General features: G+C 68.6%; 15 protein-coding genes. 12 read left to right on the top strand and 3 right to left on the bottom strand.

From position 1 onward, the window contains the following. Nucleotides 1–362: 362 nt before the first annotated feature. The 3 genes from rpsO to AWU67_RS09045 all read left to right on the top strand — a co-directional run bounded on the left by rpsO (nt 363) and on the right by AWU67_RS09045 (nt 2,004). Nucleotides 363–632, top strand: coding sequence for a 30S ribosomal protein S15 (gene rpsO, locus AWU67_RS09050; RefSeq protein WP_067228080.1), 270 nt, complete (start codon nt 363–365; stop codon nt 630–632). Nucleotides 633–852: 220 nt separating this feature from the next. Beyond that, a complete protein-coding gene (locus tag AWU67_RS17425) occupies nt 853–1,011 on the top strand; it encodes a hypothetical protein (protein ID WP_162492504.1) in 159 nt (52 codons plus the stop codon). Between the two features lie 87 nt (nt 1,012–1,098). Then, nucleotides 1,099–2,004, top strand: a complete 906-nt coding sequence (locus AWU67_RS09045) for an LLM class flavin-dependent oxidoreductase (RefSeq protein ID WP_067228077.1) — start codon at nt 1,099–1,101, stop codon at nt 2,002–2,004. Nucleotides 2,005–2,345: 341 nt separating this feature from the next. Here AWU67_RS09045 and AWU67_RS09040 read toward each other — a convergent pair whose 3' ends face one another. Continuing rightward, nucleotides 2,346–2,765, bottom strand: a complete 420-nt coding sequence (locus AWU67_RS09040) for a VOC family protein (RefSeq protein ID WP_067228075.1) — start codon at nt 2,763–2,765, stop codon at nt 2,346–2,348. A gap of 149 nt (nt 2,766–2,914) precedes the next feature. On the opposite strand from AWU67_RS09040, the gene AWU67_RS09035 reads away from it, so the two are divergent. The 4 genes from AWU67_RS09035 to AWU67_RS09020 all read left to right on the top strand — a co-directional run bounded on the left by AWU67_RS09035 (nt 2,915) and on the right by AWU67_RS09020 (nt 7,311). Continuing rightward, on the top strand, nt 2,915–4,432 hold the full coding sequence (locus tag AWU67_RS09035; protein WP_067228073.1) for an amino acid permease: 1,518 nt from the start codon (nt 2,915–2,917) through the stop codon (nt 4,430–4,432). Beyond that, a complete protein-coding gene (locus AWU67_RS09030; protein ID WP_067228071.1) occupies nt 4,433–5,359 on the top strand; it encodes an NADP-dependent oxidoreductase in 927 nt (308 codons plus the stop codon). Between the two features lie 171 nt (nt 5,360–5,530). Next, on the top strand, nt 5,531–6,682 hold the full coding sequence (locus tag AWU67_RS09025; RefSeq protein ID WP_067228069.1) for an LLM class flavin-dependent oxidoreductase: 1,152 nt from the start codon (nt 5,531–5,533) through the stop codon (nt 6,680–6,682). Between the two features lie 2 nt (nt 6,683–6,684). Next, nucleotides 6,685–7,311 (top strand): FMN reductase, encoded by a 627-nt coding sequence (locus AWU67_RS09020; protein WP_067228066.1) that lies wholly within the window; start codon nt 6,685–6,687, stop codon nt 7,309–7,311. A 154-nt stretch (nt 7,312–7,465) separates the two neighbouring features. On the opposite strand, the gene AWU67_RS09015 is transcribed toward AWU67_RS09020, so the two are convergent. Next, entirely contained in the window at nt 7,466–7,657 is a 192-nt protein-coding gene (locus AWU67_RS09015; protein ID WP_067228064.1) for a DUF5302 domain-containing protein, read from the bottom strand. Between the two features lie 339 nt (nt 7,658–7,996). On the opposite strand from AWU67_RS09015, the gene AWU67_RS09010 reads away from it, so the two are divergent. Continuing rightward, nucleotides 7,997–10,297 (top strand): polyribonucleotide nucleotidyltransferase, encoded by a 2,301-nt coding sequence (locus tag AWU67_RS09010; RefSeq protein WP_067228061.1) that lies wholly within the window; start codon nt 7,997–7,999, stop codon nt 10,295–10,297. 118 nt (nt 10,298–10,415) lie between these two features. On the opposite strand, the gene AWU67_RS09005 is transcribed toward AWU67_RS09010, so the two are convergent. Further along, nucleotides 10,416–10,901 (bottom strand): Lrp/AsnC family transcriptional regulator, encoded by a 486-nt coding sequence (locus AWU67_RS09005; RefSeq protein ID WP_067228059.1) that lies wholly within the window; start codon nt 10,899–10,901, stop codon nt 10,416–10,418. 258 nt (nt 10,902–11,159) lie between these two features. On the opposite strand from AWU67_RS09005, the gene pdhA reads away from it, so the two are divergent. The 4 genes from pdhA (at nt 11,160) to AWU67_RS08985 (ending at nt 16,596) form a co-directional block, all read left to right on the top strand. Then, nucleotides 11,160–12,374: a pyruvate dehydrogenase (acetyl-transferring) E1 component subunit alpha gene (gene pdhA / locus AWU67_RS09000; RefSeq protein ID WP_082716880.1), complete on the top strand. Its 1,215-nt coding sequence runs from the start codon at nt 11,160–11,162 to the stop codon at nt 12,372–12,374. Next, a complete protein-coding gene (locus AWU67_RS08995) occupies nt 12,371–13,381 on the top strand; it encodes an alpha-ketoacid dehydrogenase subunit beta (protein ID WP_067228056.1) in 1,011 nt (336 codons plus the stop codon). The genes pdhA and AWU67_RS08995 overlap by 4 nt, the downstream gene beginning before the upstream one ends. Next, entirely contained in the window at nt 13,378–14,853 is a 1,476-nt protein-coding gene (locus tag AWU67_RS08990) for a dihydrolipoamide acetyltransferase family protein (protein ID WP_067228053.1), read from the top strand. The genes AWU67_RS08995 and AWU67_RS08990 overlap by 4 nt, the downstream gene beginning before the upstream one ends. A 192-nt stretch (nt 14,854–15,045) precedes the next feature. Beyond that, nucleotides 15,046–16,596, top strand: coding sequence for a carboxyl transferase domain-containing protein (locus AWU67_RS08985; RefSeq protein ID WP_067232464.1), 1,551 nt, complete (start codon nt 15,046–15,048; stop codon nt 16,594–16,596). Nucleotide 16,597: the final 1 nt, after the last annotated feature.

Genomic DNA, 16,597 nt, shown 5'->3' with positions numbered 1-16,597 from the left:
CGAAGCCAATCCCTCCCACGTTGGTTCGAGGGAGCGCCAGCGACCGAAGCCAATCCCTCCCACGTTGGTTCGAGGGAGCGCCAGCGACCGAAGCCAATCCCTCCCACGTTAGCTCGAGGGAGCGCCAGCGACCGAAGCCAATCCCTCCCACGTTAGCTCGAGGGAGCGCCAGCGACCGAAGCCAATCCCTCCCACGTTAGCTCGAGGGAGCGCCAGCGACCGAAGCCAACACTCGCCCTGTTCGGCGGCAGCTACCGCACTCTGCTAAACTCTTGAGGTTGCCGTCTGAACGGCCGCGGATAAAGAGAGCCCAGGCATCCGGCCCCGGGCACCGCGCAACAAAGAGATAAGGGGATTCCTCTATGGCACTCGAAGCTAATGTCAAGAAGGCGATCATCGACGAGTACGCGACCCACCCCGGTGACACCGGATCCCCCGAGGTCCAGATTGCGATGCTCACGCGCCGCATCAAGGACCTGACGGAGCACCTCAAGGAGCACAAGCACGACCACCACTCGCGTCGTGGCCTGCTCCTCCTGGTCGGCCAGCGTCGTCGTCTGCTCGGATACCTCTCCGACGTCGACATCAGCCGCTACCGTTCGCTCATCGAGCGTCTCGGCCTGCGCCGCTAGTTATAGCCGGATGTCACGTGCTCGGCCCCTGAGCTTGTCGAAGGGCCGCTGATTACGCGAACTTCTTACGAAACGGGCCGTCACCTTCGGGTGGCGGCCCGTTTTGCATGCCCGCAGACCACCGGGCAAACTCCCAGCTGGATACCCCTAGGGTATTTATATACCCGCAGGGTATCCGTATCGGTCGATCGACAGAAGGTTGTTTCGCGTGTGCAGTGCAGTGAAGTGTAGGAAGTGCGGCAAGACGACGTGGGCCGGATGCGGCCAGCACGTCGACTCGGTGATGCGCGGTGTCGCGCGAGCCGACCGCTGCCCCGGCCACGAGAACGACCCGAAGGAGCCCGGCTTCTTCGCGCGTCTCTTCGGCAAGCAGGCCTAAACATCAGGCACCGCAGGCCCCGCTCGTTCTCGAGCGGGGCCTGCGGTGTTGTCGGCGCTCCCGGTCGCGAGCGTCTAGGCTCGGCGCATGCGCTTCGGAATCGTCATCCTGCCCCAATTCGACTGGCCGGAAGCCGCCCGCTACTGGCGCGGTGCGGAGCAGATGGGCTTCGATCATGCGTGGACATACGACCACCTGTCCTGGCGGAGCCTCGCGGGGGAGCGCTGGCACGCCACCATCCCGACGCTGACGGCCGCCGCGATGGTGACCGAGCGCATCGGGCTCGGCACCTTCGTCGCGTCGCCGAACTTCCGGCACCCGGTGCCGTTTGCCAAGGACGTCGCCACGCTCGACCAGATCTCCGGCGGCCGGATGACGCTGGGCCTCGGCTCCGGCGGCACCGGCTTCGACTCCGTCGTGCTCGGGCAGGAGCCGCTCACGCCCCGGCAGCGCTTCGACCGGTTCCAGGAGTTCGCCGAGGGCCTCGACGTGCTGCTCCGCGGCGAGCAGGCCGAGCCGGTGGTGGCCGATGCCGCGGGCGGCATCTCCTTCGCCGGCGACTACTTCACGGCGAATGGCGCGCGCATGGTCGGCGAGCCCGCGCAGCGCCCGCGCACGCCGTTCCTGATGGCGGCGAACGGGCCGCGCAGTCTGCGCCTGGCCACCCGGCTCGGCCAGGGCTGGGTCACCACCGGGCCGGACGGCGTGGTCGGCGAGGACTGGTGGCGCGGTGTGGCCGAGCTCAGTGCGCGCCTCGACGAGCAACTCGCCGTCGACGGCATCGATCCGGCCGGCTACGGCCGCAGTCTGTCTCTGGATTCCGGTGGGCAGTTCGCGTTGGAGAGCGTCGGCTCGTTCGAGGAGCGCGTCGGCCGGGCGGCCGAGCTCGGTTTCAGCGACGTGATGGTGCACTGGCCCCGGCCGGACGGCATCTACGCCGGTTCAGAGGCCGTGCTTGAGGAGGCCGCGAGCCGCCTGGCCGCGCTCCGCTGAGTGCGTGCGGCGAGGTTGGCTTCGGTCGCTGGCGCTCCCTCGAGCCAACGGGAGATTCACGTCGGCTGGAGGGTGCCGCGCCGCGACGAAGGAGCAGCGCGGCGCCCGAAGCCCGGGCGTTGGCCGCGCTCCGCTGAGTGCGCCCGGCGGGGTTGGCTTCGGTCGCTGGCGCTCCCTCGAGCCAACCGGAGATTCACGTCGGCTGGAGGGTGCCGCGCCGCGACGAAGGAGCAGCGCAGCGCCCGAAGCCCGGGCGTTGACCGGGTCGGGTGGCTCCGCGGCGTGTCGGGTTGGCTTAGGTCGCTGGCGCTCCCTCGAGCCAACGGCGGTAAGGCGGTTGCCTACATGTCCGGCGGGCCGTCCTGAGCTGCGGCCTGGTCCATCCACATGATCTCCCAGACGTGTCCGTCGGGGTCGGCGTAGGCGCGGCTGTACATGAACCCCATGTCCTGCGCGTCGCGGGTCTCGGTGCCGCCGGCCGCCAGCGCCTTGTTCAGGTGGGCGTCGACCGCGTCCCGACTCGGCTCATCCAGAGCGTTCAGCACCTGGATGCTCTTCTGTGCGTCGATCAGCTCCTTCTTCGTGAACGTCTTGAAGAAGTCGGGCTTCAGCAGCATGGCGTAGATGGCATCGCTCATCACGACGCAGATCGCGTTCTCGTCCGAGAAGTTCTCATTGATCGTGTATCCCAGTGCGCTGTAGAAGTCGCGGGAGCGCTGCAGGTCGTTCACGGCGAGGTTGACGAAGATCATCGAAGGCATTACTCGGCTCGCTTTCTGTTGATGGCGTGTGGTCTCAGGCTTCCGTGCCTGACTGGCATCCGCAAGACCCTTCTCGGTCGGCGGATGACGCGGCGCAGAATTCTGAGAAAAGCTCGGCGTTGCGGGTGCTCCGGAGTAATCTCGGCACCATGTCGATCTGGCGCACCAAGAGCATCGAGGCCTCGCTGGCCGATTCGCACCTGGAGCACCGCAGCCTGACCCGCTCGCTCGGCACCTTCGACCTGGTGATCATGGGTGTCGCCGTCGCGGTTGGCGCGGGAATCTTCTCGGTCGGGGCGAAGGCCGCCGGCAGCTATGCCGGCCCGTCGGTCACCCTCGCCTTCGTGCTCGCCGCCGTCACCTGCTCGCTCGCGATCATGTGTTACGCCGAGTTCGCCTCGACGATCCCCGTCGCCGGTTCGGCCTACACCTACACCTACGCCACCCTCGGCGAGCTGCTCGCCTGGATCATCGGCTGGGACCTGATCCTCGAAATGCTGACCGCCGGCGCGGTGATCGCCAAGTATTGGGGCATTTATCTGAGCGGCGTCTTCGATCTCTGGGGTTGGGACGTGCCATCGACCATCAACCTGGCCGGCCTGCAGGTGAGCTGGGGCCCGTTCCTGATCGTCGCCATCTTCACCACCCTGCTCGTGTTCGGCACCAAGCTGAGTTCGCGGGTCGGCGCCGTCTTCACGATCATCAAAGTCGCGATCGTGCTGTTCGTGATCGTCGTCGGAGCCTTCTACATCAACCCGGCCAACTACACCCCCTTCATTCCGCCCGCGGTGCCCAAGGCCCCGGGCGAGGGCGACGCCTGGACCCAGTCGCTGTTCTCGTTCATGACCGGCGCCGCACCCGCCCAGTACGGAATCTTCGGTCTTCTCGCCGGGGCATCCCTCGTCTTCTTCGCTTTCATCGGTTTCGACGTCGTCGCCACCTCGGCCGAAGAAGTGAAGAATCCGCAGCGCACCTTGCCACGCGGCATCTTCGGCGGCCTCGCCATCGTCAGCGTGCTCTACATCGGCGTCAGCCTGGTGCTCACCGGCATGGTCTCTTACAAGGTGCTGGCGGATGCCGCCGAACCCAGCCTCGCGACGGCCTTCGTCGCCGTCGGCGCCGGGTGGGCAGCGCAGGTGATCTCGATCGGCATCCTCGCCGGCCTCACCACCGTGATCATGGTGTTGCTGCTCGGACTGGCCCGCGTGCTGTTCGCGATGAGCCGCGACGGCCTGCTGCCGCAGTGGATGAGCCGAACCTCCGACACCCGGCACACCCCGGCGCGGGTTCAGATCTTGGTGGGTGTGCTCGTGGCGCTGTTGGCCGGACTCACCGACATCGGCGTGCTCGAGGAGATGATCAACATCGGCACGCTCTCTGCCTTCGTGCTGGTGAGCATCGCCGTGATCGTGCTGCGCCGCAAGCGCCCCGACCTGCCGCGCGCCTTCAAGGTGCCGTGGTCGCCGGTGCTGCCGATCGTTTCCGCCGTGCTCTGCGCCTGGCTGATGCTCAACCTGACCACGCTCACCTGGGTGCGCTTCCTCGTCTGGCTCGCCGTCGGGCTGGTGGTGTACTTTGCGTACAGCCGCCGGCACTCGGTGCTGGGGCGGCAGGAGGCAGCAGGCCAACCGGCCGTCGCCCCGAACGACGCAGAGCAGGGGAAGTAGATGTCTCGAGCGGTGATGTTCAGGTCTTTCGGTGCCGCGTCGGACGTCCTCGAGGTGGTCGAGGTTCCCGAGCCGCACGCCGGTGCGGGGCAGGTGCGCGTGCGCGTGAAGGCGGCCGGCCTCAACCCGGTCGACTGGAAGATCGCGCTGTACCCGCAGGTCGCCACGGCGTACCGCATCACGGAACTCCCGTCCGGCAACGGCAACGACTTCTCCGGCGTCATCGATGAGGTCGGCGAGGGTGTCGGCAGCTGGAAGGTCGGCGACGAGGTCTACGGCGGGCGCCGCTGCTATGCCCAAGCCGACTACGTGCTGGCCGATGCGGCCATCCTCGTGCCCAAGCCGGCCGGGCTGAGCTGGGAACAGGCAGGCGCGCTGGACATCGTCGGGCGCACCGCCTGGGCCGAGGTGGCCAGCCAGAACCTGACCGCGGCCGACACCGTGCTCGTCACGGCCGCCGCCGGCGGGGTCGGCGTGCTCGCCGTGCAGCTGGCCAAGCGCGCGGGAGCGACCGTGATCGGAACCGCCAGCCCGGAGAACCACGACTACCTGCGCTCGCTCGGCGTCATCCCCGTCGCCTACGGCGACGGCCTCGTCGAGCGGATCCGCGCGGTCGCACCGCAGGGCGTCACCGTCGTGCTCGACAACCACGGCGCGGCATCCATTCAGGCCGGGCTCGACTTGGGCGTGGACCCCAGCCGCATCAACACCATCGCCGACCGGCCATTCGCCGCCCAACACGGCGTCGCGACCGTCGGTGGGGGAGCGGCGTCGCGCGAAGAGTTGGCAGCGCTCGGTCTGCTCATTGCGGCCGGCGCCGTGGAGTTCCCGATCGAGGCGCGCTACCCCCTCGAGCAGGTGCGCGAGGCCTACGCCCTGCTGCAGGCCGGCCACCTGCGCGGCAAGATCGTGCTCGTCACCGAGTAGGGTCTGAGCGCGGCCTCCGGTCGCCTTCCGATTCGTGAGAAACGGATGCCGAATTCGCGGGAATAGCGCGGAGGCGGCATCCGTTGTCTCATTTACATGCAAACGCATGGATTACAATTGGGTTCACAATCATGCACGTCGTGAACACGAGAGAGGGAGCGGTCTCCGCTAATGCAGTTCGGACTTTTCAGCGTCAGTGACATCACGCAGGACCCCACCACCGGCAAGACGCCGAGCGAGCACGAGCGCATCAAAGCGGTCGTCGCCATCGCCAAGCACGCCGAAGAGGTCGGCCTCGACGTCTTCGCGCTCGGCGAGCACCACAACCCCCCGTTCTTCTCGTCTTCCCCGACGACCACGCTCGCCTCGATCGCGGCGCAGACCAGCACCCTGCAGCTCTCCACCGCGACCACGCTGATCACGACCAACGACCCGGTGAAGATCGCCGAGGACTTCGCGATGCTGCAGCACCTGGCCGACGGCCGCGTCGACCTGACGCTCGGCCGCGGCAACACCGGCCCGGTCTACCCCTGGTTCGGCAAAGACATCCGCCAAGGCATCGAGCTCGCGCTCGAGAACTACGCCCTGCTCCGCCGCCTCTGGCGCGAGGACTTCGTCGACTGGAGTGGCCAGTTCCGCACCCCGCTGCAGGGCTTCCAGTCCACGCCGCGCCCGCTGGACGACGTGCCACCCTTCGTCTGGCACGGCTCGATCCGCAGCCCGGAGATCGCCGAGCAGGCCGCGTTCTACGGCGACGGCTTCTTCGCCAACCACATCTTCTGGCCGGCATCCCACACCCAGAAGATGGTGGCGTTCTACCGCCAGCGCTTCGAGCACCACGGCCACGGCCCGGCCGACCAGGCCATCGTCGGGCTCGGCGGGCAGATCTTCATCGGCAAGACCTCGCAGGAGGCCAAGGCCGCGTTCCGCCCCTACTTCGACAACGCCCCGGTCTACGGCCACGGCCCGAGCCTCGAAGAGTTCACCGAGCAGACGCCGCTCACCGTCGGCAGCCCGCAGGAGATCATCGACAAGACGCTCGGCTTCCGCGACTACGTCGGTGACTACCAGCGCCAGCTGTTCCTGATCGACCACGCCGGTCTGCCGCTGAAGACCGTGCTCGAGCAGCTCGACCTGCTCGGCAGCGAGGTGCTGCCCGTGCTGCGCCGCGAGTTTGACGCCCGCCGTGCACCCGGTGTGCCCGAGGCGCCGACGCACGCGTCGATGCTGGCCGCCAAGAATGCGGCGGCGGCTGCGGCTCCGGATGCCGTGGCAGCCGCACCCGGATCGGCCTTCGGCCTGCGCAGCACGACGGGGGCCTAGCCATGACCGTGCGCAAACTAGCCGTCGTCTCGGCCGGGCTCAGCCAGCCGTCCTCCACCCGGATGCTCGCAGACCACCTGAGCGCGGCCACCGTGTCGCGGCTCGAGGAGCAGGGATTTGAGGTCGAGGTGACCACGATCGAGCTGCGTGACGTCGCCAGCGACATCATGAACAACATGCTGACCGGCTTCCCGAGCCCGAAGCTCGAGTCCGTGCTTGAGGCGGTGACCGGTGCTGACGGCCTGATCGCCGTCACGCCGATCTTCACGACCAGCTACAGCGGCCTGTTCAAGTCGTTCTTCGACGTGATCGACAACCAGTCGCTCACCGACCTGCCCGTCGTGATCGGCGCGACGGCCGGCACGCCCCGGCACTCGCTCGCCCTCGACTATGCGCTGCGCCCCCTGTTCACCTACCTGCACGCCGTCGTCGCCCCCACCGGGGTGTTCGCGGCGACGGGCGACTGGGGCGAGAGCGCCGACTCGGTCAAGACGCTGCCGAACCGCATCGGGCGGGCGGCGGGGGAGCTGGCCGCGCTGATGAAGGATTCCGATCGCTCCAGTCAGGTGCGCGACCCCTTCGGCTTCGACTCCGTGATGAGCGGCGTCGGCGGCTTCCAGCCCAGCTAGCGCCCGGCCCCGCCCCGCGCCACTTCGTCGGCCTCCGCCCCACAACAAGTGGCGCGGAGGGCCACCAAATGGCGCCGGGCGGATGCGGCGCCAACACGCAGATGCCCCGCACTCCAGTGGAGTGCGGGGCATCGTCGTCGTGCGCGGTGTCGGTCTAGCCGCTCTTGCGGCGGAACTCGCGCTGGTGCGCTGCAGAACCCTGGGAGCGGTTGGCCGCGCCCTTGCCGTCGAGGTGGGACTCGCCCTTGCCTCCGTTTGCGGCCTTCTGCTTGCGCTCCAGTGCCTCGCGGAACTTGCGCTTGGTCTCTTCAGCTGCGCTGAGGGCGTTCTCTTCTTCGGAACTCATGCCACCAGTCTGCCACGGGGCACGCCCGCACCGCCGCATCCGGGGCCCAGACAGGCCGTTCTGCTAGAGTGAGCGCGGATGTCTTGTGCCTCAGGGCGTAGGGCATGACAACTGAATAGAGCACCAACGGAGCAGGCTGGCAGGATGCTGGTCCCCTGTGGTGGTATTCCGAGCGCGACACCCTGTTCGCAGCGCACGGCGTATTTCTACTGGTGGCCAGTGCAAGCACCTCGTGTTTCTCGAAACTCACGATGCGCTGAAATCTGTCTGTTCCCCTGCTCCGATGTTCTACTCGCGCGCCACACGGGCGAGCGAGGCTAAACAAAGGAGATAGACCTCTTGGAAGGTCCAGAAATCACGTTCGCCGAAACCGTTATTGACAACGGCAAGTTCGGAACGCGCACCATCCGCTTCGAGACCGGCCGTCTCGCTCAGCAGGCTCAGGGTTCTGCAGCCGCTTACATCGACGAAGAGACCATGCTTCTCTCGGCGACCTCTGTCAGCAAGCAGCCGAAGGACAACTTCGACTTCTTCCCTCTTACCATCGACGTTGAAGAGCGTATGTACGCCGCGGGCCGCATCCCGGGCTCCTTCTTCCGTCGCGAGGGCCGCCCCTCCACCGAGGCGATCCTCACCTGCCGTCTGATCGACCGGCCGCTGCGCCCGTCGTTCGTCGACGGTCTCCGCAATGAGATCCAGGTCGTCGTGACCGTTCTGGCAATCGAGCCCGACGAGCTCTACGACGTGCTGGCCATCAACGCGGCCTCGATGTCGACCCAGATCGCCGGTCTGCCGTTCTCCGGCCCGATCGGTGGCGTCCGCGTCGCCCTCATCCCGACCGAGTCTGGCGCTGGCCAGTGGGTTGCCTTCCCGAAGCACTCGCTGCTCGCGGACGCCGTGTTCAGCATGGTCGTCGCCGGCCGCGTTGTGACCGACGCAGAGGGCAACGACGACGTCGCGATCATGATGATCGAGGCCGAGGCCACCGACAACGCCTGGGACCTCATCCAGGGCGGCGCCATTAAGCCCAACGAGCAGGTCATCGCCGAGGGTATCGAGGCGTCCAAGCCGTTCATCAAGCAGCTCGTCGAGGCCCAGGCCTCCGTCGCGGCTCGTGCCTCCAAGCCGACCGCCGACTTCAAGCTGTTCCCGCCCTACGCTGACGCCGTGTACGAGGCCGTTTCGGCCATCGCCACCGAGGAGCTCAAGGCCGTCTACCAGATCGCCGACAAGGTCTCGCGTCAGGATGCCGACGACGAGCTCAAGGGCCGCGTCAAGGAGGCCATCGCCGCCAAGGTTGAGGCCGGCGAGCTCGACGCTTCCGCCACCAACCAGGTGGGCGCCGCCTACAAGTCGGTCACCAAGAACGTTGTGCGCTCCCGCGTGCTCAACGAGGGTGTCCGCATCGACGGACGCGGCCTGGCCGACATCCGCCCGCTCGACGCCGAGGTTGCTGTTATCCCTCGCGTGCACGGCTCGGCCATCTTCCAGCGCGGCGAGACCCAGATCCTGGGTGTCACCACGCTGAACATGCTCAAGCTTGAGCAGACGCTTGACTCGCTGAACCCGGTCACCAAGAAGCGTTACATGCACAACTACAACTTCCCGCCCTACTCGACCGGTGAGACCGGCCGTGTTGGTAGCCCGAAGCGTCGCGAGATCGGGCACGGCGCACTCGCCGAGCGCGCGCTCGTTCCCGTGCTGCCCACCCGCGAGGAGTTCCCCTACGCGATCCGTCAGGTGTCTGAGGCTCTCAGCTCCAACGGCTCGACCTCGATGGGTTCCGTCTGCGCCTCGACCCTGTCGCTGCTGAACGCCGGTGTGCCCCTCAAGGCCCCCGTCGCCGGTATCGCCATGGGCCTCATCTCCGACACGATCGACGGCCAGACCCGCTACGCGGCCCTGACCGACATCCTCGGTGCTGAAGACGCACTCGGCGACATGGACTTCAAGGTTGCCGGTACAAGCGAGTTCGTCACCGCGATCCAGCTCGACACCAAGCTCGACGGCATCCCCGCCTCCGTGCTGAAGGCCGCGCTGACGCAGGCGAAGGATGCCCGCGACACGATCCTCAGCGTTCTGAACGCTGCGATCGACGCACCCGACGAGATGGCTCCGACCGCGCCCCGCGTGATCAGCGTCCAGATCCCCGTCGACAAGATCGGCGAGCTGATCGGCCCGAAGGGCAAGACGATCAACGCCATCCAGGACGAGACCGGCGCCGACATCTCGATCGAGGAAGACGGCACCGTGTACATCGGCGCCGTCGACGGCCCCTCGGCCGAGGCCGCTCGTGCCCAGGTCAACGCCATCGCGAACCCGACCAACCCCGAGGTTGGCGAGCAGTTCCTCGGAACCGTCGTGAAGATCGCCACCTTCGGTGCGTTCGTCTCGCTGCTCCCGGGCAAGGACGGCCTGCTGCACATCTCCGAGGTGCGCAAGCTCGCCGGTGGCAAGCGTGTTGAGAACGTCGAAGACGTGCTCGGCGTCGGCCAGAAGATCCTCGTTGCGATCACCAAGATCGACGACCGTGGCAAGCTCTCGCTCGAGCCTGTTGTTGTCGACGAGGCCGCTGACAGCGAAGGCCGTGGCCACGAGGCCGCGCACTCCGAGGCCCCCGCAGAGGGCGCTGCCGAATAAGCAGTAGCACCCTGCAACACACGGATGCCCGTCTCCCCAGTGGAGGCGGGCATCCGTCGTTTCCGTGCGCAGGCACAGCGTGCCGGACGCCGACAAGTCAACCCGAGCCGGCCCGAGGTTAGTCCGCGTCTGCTGCGCCCCCGCGCGCCTGCTCGAGCAGCGGCAGCACCCGGTAGGGGATCAGCTCGCTCATCGACAGCGAGGTGGCGGTGCGCTCGACGCCGTCGATCGCCAAGATGGTCGCATCGATGCGAAACAGGTCTTCGGCGTCGGAACAGACCACGCGCACGAGCAGGTCGGCCTGGCCACTCATGCCGTGCGCCTCCAGCACCTGTGGGATGCCCGCGATCTGCTCGATGATCGCGGCGATCTGGCGTTGCTGCAGGTTCACCTCGATGAACGCGGTGAGCGGGTAGCCGAGTGCGGCCGGGTTGATGCACCGCTCGAACGGCAGGAATGCGCCGGAATGCTCCAACCGGGTCATCCGCGCCTGCACGGTGTTGCGCGAGATGCCGAGCCGATGGGCCAGCGCCACGAAGGTGCTGCGCGGCTCGGCGCTGAGCGCCCGCATGATCTGGGTGTCGGTGCCGTCGACGGTGTTCATGGCCAGACAGTAGCAGCCCGGCCGCACGAACAATAGGGCGCCGCGCTACGCGATGCAGGACGGGCGCCGGCAGGCCCGAATGTGCGCATTTGTGAAGCCAGATTGCGACGAACAGCGCACTATGCACGGTCAGAGCGGAGTCGATTGTGCTTGCTGTGCTCCGCGCGTAGTCTCGCGATTGTTCCGGCAGCGTGGCCGGAACGGTGCGCCCCGGCCACAAGCTGGTGCGCTCCACCGTGACGAATTGGAGCACACGTCATGATTCAGACCCCACTGTCGGCCGAGCGTGCCGACCAGGACGCCGCCTCCCGAACTGCAGTCGGCGCAGTGGCGGATGCCGCCACACAAGCGGACGCCGACGAACAGGCGAGCCTCGCCCGGTTGGTCAGCACCAGTGGTGAACGGCTGCCGAACGCCGAGCTGGACCCGTGGGTGGCCGAACTTGATGCCGCCGCCATCGCCGAGCTGTACCAAGACATGGCCGTCATCCGCCGACTCGACGCGGAGGGCACCGCACTGCAACGCCAAGGCGAGATCGGCCTCTGGCCGCCGCTGCTCGGCCAGGAGGCGTCGCAGATCGGTTCGGCGCGGGCGCTCCGCGGCGACGACTTCGTGTTCGCCACCTACCGCGACATGGGCGTGGCCTGGGCGCGCGGGGTGCGGCCGTCTGACCTGAACCGGGTGTGGCGCGGGGCGACGGCCTCCGGCTGGAACCCGTACGAGGTCAACATGGCGCCGCTGCAGGTCATCATCGGAGCGCAGACGCTGCACGCCACCGGCTATGCGCTCGGCATCCAGAACGACGGCGCCGACGCCGTCGCGCTCACCTATCTCGGCGATGGCGCGAGCAGCCAGGGCGACGTGAACGAGGCCCTGATCTTCGCCGCGAGCTACCAGGCGCCGGTCGTCTTCTTCTGCCAGAACAACCACTGGGCCATCTCGGAGCCCGTCGGGTTGCAGGCGCACCGGCCGATCGCCGACCGTGCGCCCGGCTTCGGGATCCCCAGCATGCGCGTCGACGGCAACGACGTGCTCGCCGTGCTGGCGGCCACCCGCCTGGCCGTCGAACGGGCCCGCACCGGCGGCGGCCCCAGCTTCATCGAGGCCGTCACCTACCGGATGGGCCCGCACACGACCGCCGACGACCCGCGCAAGTACCGCGACCCGGCCGACCTGGAGATCTGGGCCCCCCGCGACCCGCTGGCCAGGATCGAGGCGCTGCTGCGCGGGTTGGGCGCGTTCACCCGCGAGTTCGAACAGCAGGTGGCGGATGCCGCCGACACCGCCGCCGCCGCGGTGCGCGCGGAGACCATCGCCATCGCCCAGCCGGCTGCGCACGAGCTGTTCGAGCACATCTACGCCGAACCGCACTCCGGGCTGGCCCGCCAGCGCGCGGAGTACCTGCGCTACCTCGCTCAGTTCGAGGAACCCACGGAATCCGGGCAGCCGAGCACGGACGGGGGCGCACGATGACCGTGATGACTCTGGCAGGCGCCATCAACGCCGGGCTGCGCGCAGCCCTCGCCGCCGACCCGAAGACCATGCTGATGGGGGAGGACATCGGCGCGCTGGGCGGCGTGTACCGGGTGACCGACGGCCTGCAAGCCGAGTTCGGCCCGCGCCGGGTCATGGACACCCCGCTCGCCGAGTCCGGCATCCTGGGCACGGCCGTCGGCCTCGGCTACCGCGGCTACCGGCCCGTCGTCGAGATCCAATTCGACGGCTTCATCTTCCCGGCGTTCGACCAGATCGTCAGCCAGGTCTCGCGTACACACGCCCGCACCAACGGCGTCGTCAGCCTGCCGATCACCATCCGGGTGCCCTTCGGCGGCGGAATCGGCTCGGCCGAGCACCACTCCGAGTCGCCGGAGGCCTACTTCGCGCACACGCCGGGCCTCCGCGTCGTGAGCCCGTCGACACCGCAGGATGCCTTCACCATGATCCAGCAGGCGATCGCCAGCAACGATCCCGTGCTGTTCTTCGAGCCGAAACGGCGCTACCACGTCAAGGGCGAGGTCGACGTCGACCGACCGCTCGCCGACGCGGCGCCGATGGGCGGGGCGAACGTCGTCGTCACCGGCAGCGACGTGACCCTGCTCGCCTACGGGCCGCTGGTGGCCACGGCGATGGATGCCGCCACCGCTGCGCGTGCGGAGGGCATCTCGATCGAGGTGATCGACCTGCGCAGCCTGGCGCCGCTGGACCTGGACACGCTGGCGGCCTCCGTGCAGAAGACGGGGCGCCTCGTCGTCACCCACGAGGCGCCGGGCTTCGGCGGCCTCGGCGCCGAGATCGTGGCCAGCCTGACAGAGCGCTGCTTCGAGTACCTCGAGCATGCGCCGGTGCGGGTGACCGGATTCGATGTGCCCTACCCGCCGGCCAAGCTGGAACGGCATTATCTGCCTGACCTGGACCGGATCATGGACGGGGTCGACCGGGCGCTCGGCCGGGTTGGCGCCGAGGCGGGGGCGGCATCATGAGCCAGATCCGCACCTTCCGACTCCCCGATCTCGGTGAGGGCCTCACCGAGTCGGAGGTCGTCAGCTGGCGCATCGCCGTCGGCGACACGGTCACGCTGAACCAGATCATCGCCGAGGTCGAAACGGCCAAGGCCATCGTCGAGCTGCCAGCGCCCTATGCCGGCATCATCTCCCGCATCTATGCGGAGCCGGGCGTCACCGTGAACGTCGGTGAACCGCTGCTCGATGTGGATGTCGCACAGGGCGCCGTCGCGAACGGGGCTGCGGGCGACGCCGCCGAACCGCCCACGACGCCGATCACGCTGGGCGGCGCGGGCGGCGACGTGGAGTCAGACACCCCGGCCCCAGAGAATCTCGTCGGCTACGGTGCTCCGGCCGAGGCCGCCACCGGCCCGGTGCGGCGGGCACGACGCCGCCTGGAGACCGAGGCGATCACGATCGTGGCGGGGATCGACCCGTTGGCCGACACCGGTGCTGTGCAGACAGGCACCGTGAGCACCGGAGCGGTGCACCTGGACGCGGCCTCTCGGGCGCGCTCGACGCCGCCCGTGCGCAAACTGGCCCATGAGCTCGGCATTGACCTCGAGCAGCTGGAGGGCAGCGGCGACAGCGGCGCCATCACCAGGGGCGATGTGGAGGCTGCCTTTGCGGGGCGTTTCGAAGGGCAGCCGGCGACCGCCGCGTCTCCCACATCGGCCACCGCCGCGGCATCCGCCCCCGCAACGCCGACGACCGCCGCCTCCGACGGCCCGGCCGGGCAGCGGGAGACGCACATCCCGATCCGCGGCGTGCGCAAGCACACGGCGGCGGCGATGGTGCAGAGCGCGTTCACGGCGCCGCATGTGAGCTGCTTCCTCACCGTCGACGTCACGCGCAGTCTCGAATTGCTCGCAGAGTTGAAGGCGGAGCGCGGCCGGAACAGCGCGCCCGACGTGGCCCGGCCCGGCATCCTCGCCCTCACGGCGCAGGCCGTCTGCATCGCCCTGCGGCACTCGCCGGAGCTGAACGCGCACTGGGATGAGACGGCCCAAGAGATCGTGCTCTACAGTTCGGTGCACCTCGGCATCGCCGCCGCCACCCCACGCGGCCTGATCGTGCCCGTGATAGCCGACGCGCAGACCCTCGGGCTGAATGCGCTCGCCGAGGCGCTCGCCACGCTGGGCGCCACCGCCAGGGCGGGCGCGACGACGCCGGCGGCACTCCGCGGTGGCACGTTCACCATCAGCAACATTGGGGTGTTCGGTGTGGATTCCGGCACGCCCATCCTCACGCCCGGCCAGACCGGCATCCTCGCGCTCGGTGCTTTGCGCAGGGAACCGCGGGAGTGGCGGGGCGAGATCGCCCTGCGCGACGTGCTCACGCTCAGCCTCAGCTTTGACCACCGCGTCGTCGACGGCGAGCAGGGCGCCGGATTCCTGCGTGACATTGGGGCGATCCTCAGTAATCCCGGCCGTGTTCTCACCCTGCTGTGAACGCGCGCTGAGTATGGTGGGATCACGTTCCGGCGGGGCACTGCCCGCCGCCAGCCAATGGGGGAGGGCGCGATGAGCGGTCTGTTCGATCCGGATGCCGTGGCCGTGCCCCGCGCTGCGCCGAGCGCGGCCGGCATCGCGGTGCTGACCAGTCGTATCGACAAGGACGGCGCGCAGTTCCTCGCCAATGAGATGGCGCAACGCGCCCTCGTCGCCGAGCTGAACGCGACACTCGCCGTGGCCCGCGAGGGCGGGCCGCAGGCGTCCAGGCTGCGGCACACCGGGCGCGGCAAGCTGCTGCCCCGAGAGCGCATCGACCGGCTGCTCGACCCGGGCAGCCCATTCCTCGAGGTCGCCCCGCTGGCCGCCCACGAACTCTACGGCGGCGAGGCCCCGGCCGCCGGGGTCATCGCCGGCGTCGGGCTGGTGCACGGCCGCCCCGTCATGGTGATCTGCAACGACCCGACCGTCAAAGGCGGCAGCTACTTCCCGCTCACCGTGAAGAAGCACCTCCGCGCCCAGGAGATCGCGTTCGAGAACCGGCTGCCCTGCATCGCCCTGGTCGACTCCGGCGGCGCCTACCTGCCGATGCAAGACGAGGTGTTCCCGGACCGCGAGCACTTCGGCCGCATCTTCTACAACCAGGCCAGGATGTCGGCCGCCCGGGTGCCGCAGATCGCGGCGGTGCTCGGCTCCTGCACCGCCGGCGGCGCCTATGTTCCGGCGATGAGCGACGAGACCGTGATCGTGCGCGGCCAGGGCACCATCTTCCTCGGCGGGCCGCCGCTGGTGCGGGCGGCGATCGGCGAGGTGGTGACGGCAGAGGAGCTCGGCGGTGGCGAACTGCACTCCCGCGTCTCCGGCGTCACCGACCACCTGGCCGAGAACGACGCGCACGCCCTCGAGATCGTGCGCGAGATCGTGGCGACGCTGCCGCCACCGGCCGAGCCGGCCTGGGCAGTGACCGCAGACATCCCGCCGCTGGCCGACGAGTCCGAGCTGTACGGGGTTGTGCCGGTCGATGTGCAGGCCGACTACGACGTGCGCGAGGTGATCGCCCGGCTCGTCGACGGCAGCGCGCTGCACGAGTTCAAGCGCGAATACGGCACCACGCTGGTCACCGGTTTTGCGCACATCCACGGCCACCCGGTCGGAGTCATCGCCAACAATGGGGTGCTGTTCAGCGAGTCCGCCGAGAAGGGCGCGCACTTCATCGAGCTCTGCGACCAACGCGGCATTCCGCTGCTGTTCCTGCAGAACATCTCCGGCTTCATGGTCGGCCGCGACGCGGAGGCCGGCGGCATCGCCAAACACGGGGCGAAGATGGTGACCGCCGTGGCCACCACCCGGGTACCGAAGCTCACCGTCGTGATCGGTGGCTCATTCGGCGCAGGCAACTACTCGATGTGCGGGCGCGCCTACTCGCCCCGCTTCCTCTGGATGTGGCCGGGCGCCCGCATCTCGGTGATGGGCGGAGAGCAGGCCGCCGCCGTGCTCGCCACCGTCAAACGGGAACAGTACGAGGCCCGCGACGAGCAGTGGCCGGCCGAGGAGGAGGCGGCGTTCCGTGCCCCGATCCGGGAACGCTACGAACATCAGGGCAGCCCCTACTATTCGACAGCCCGGCTCTGGGATGACGGCATCATCGACCCGGCCGACACCCGCCGGGTGCTCGGCCTCGCCCTCGACCTCTGCAGCCGCACACCGCTGCCCGATCCGGCCTTCGGCCTCTTCCGGATGTGAT

The organism is Microterricola viridarii, assembly GCF_001542775.1.
Taxonomy (GTDB): domain Bacteria; phylum Actinomycetota; class Actinomycetes; order Actinomycetales; family Microbacteriaceae; genus Microterricola; species Microterricola viridarii_A.
Note: the sequence above shows the minus strand (reverse complement) of the source record. Positions and strands in the feature narration are given on the sequence as shown.

Excerpts from the sequence above, each read along its gene's own strand:
- rpsO (WP_067228080.1), top strand. The coding sequence starts at position 363 with ATGGCACTCGAAGCTAATGTCAAGAAGGCGATCATCGACGAGTACGCG.
- AWU67_RS09045 (WP_067228077.1), top strand. The coding sequence starts at position 1,099 with ATGCGCTTCGGAATCGTCATCCTGCCCCAATTCGACTGGCCGGAAGCC.
- AWU67_RS09040 (WP_067228075.1), bottom strand. The coding sequence starts at position 2,765 with ATGCCTTCGATGATCTTCGTCAACCTCGCCGTGAACGACCTGCAGCGC.
- AWU67_RS09035 (WP_067228073.1), top strand. The coding sequence starts at position 2,915 with ATGTCGATCTGGCGCACCAAGAGCATCGAGGCCTCGCTGGCCGATTCG.
- AWU67_RS09030 (WP_067228071.1), top strand. The coding sequence starts at position 4,433 with ATGTCTCGAGCGGTGATGTTCAGGTCTTTCGGTGCCGCGTCGGACGTC.
- AWU67_RS09025 (WP_067228069.1), top strand. The coding sequence starts at position 5,531 with ATGCAGTTCGGACTTTTCAGCGTCAGTGACATCACGCAGGACCCCACC.
- AWU67_RS09020 (WP_067228066.1), top strand. The coding sequence starts at position 6,685 with ATGACCGTGCGCAAACTAGCCGTCGTCTCGGCCGGGCTCAGCCAGCCG.
- AWU67_RS09015 (WP_067228064.1), bottom strand. The coding sequence starts at position 7,657 with ATGAGTTCCGAAGAAGAGAACGCCCTCAGCGCAGCTGAAGAGACCAAG.
- AWU67_RS09005 (WP_067228059.1), bottom strand. The coding sequence starts at position 10,901 with ATGAACACCGTCGACGGCACCGACACCCAGATCATGCGGGCGCTCAGC.
- pdhA (WP_082716880.1), top strand. The coding sequence starts at position 11,160 with ATGATTCAGACCCCACTGTCGGCCGAGCGTGCCGACCAGGACGCCGCC.
- AWU67_RS08995 (WP_067228056.1), top strand. The coding sequence starts at position 12,371 with ATGACCGTGATGACTCTGGCAGGCGCCATCAACGCCGGGCTGCGCGCA.
- AWU67_RS08990 (WP_067228053.1), top strand. The coding sequence starts at position 13,378 with ATGAGCCAGATCCGCACCTTCCGACTCCCCGATCTCGGTGAGGGCCTC.
- AWU67_RS08985 (WP_067232464.1), top strand. The coding sequence starts at position 15,046 with ATGGCGCAACGCGCCCTCGTCGCCGAGCTGAACGCGACACTCGCCGTG.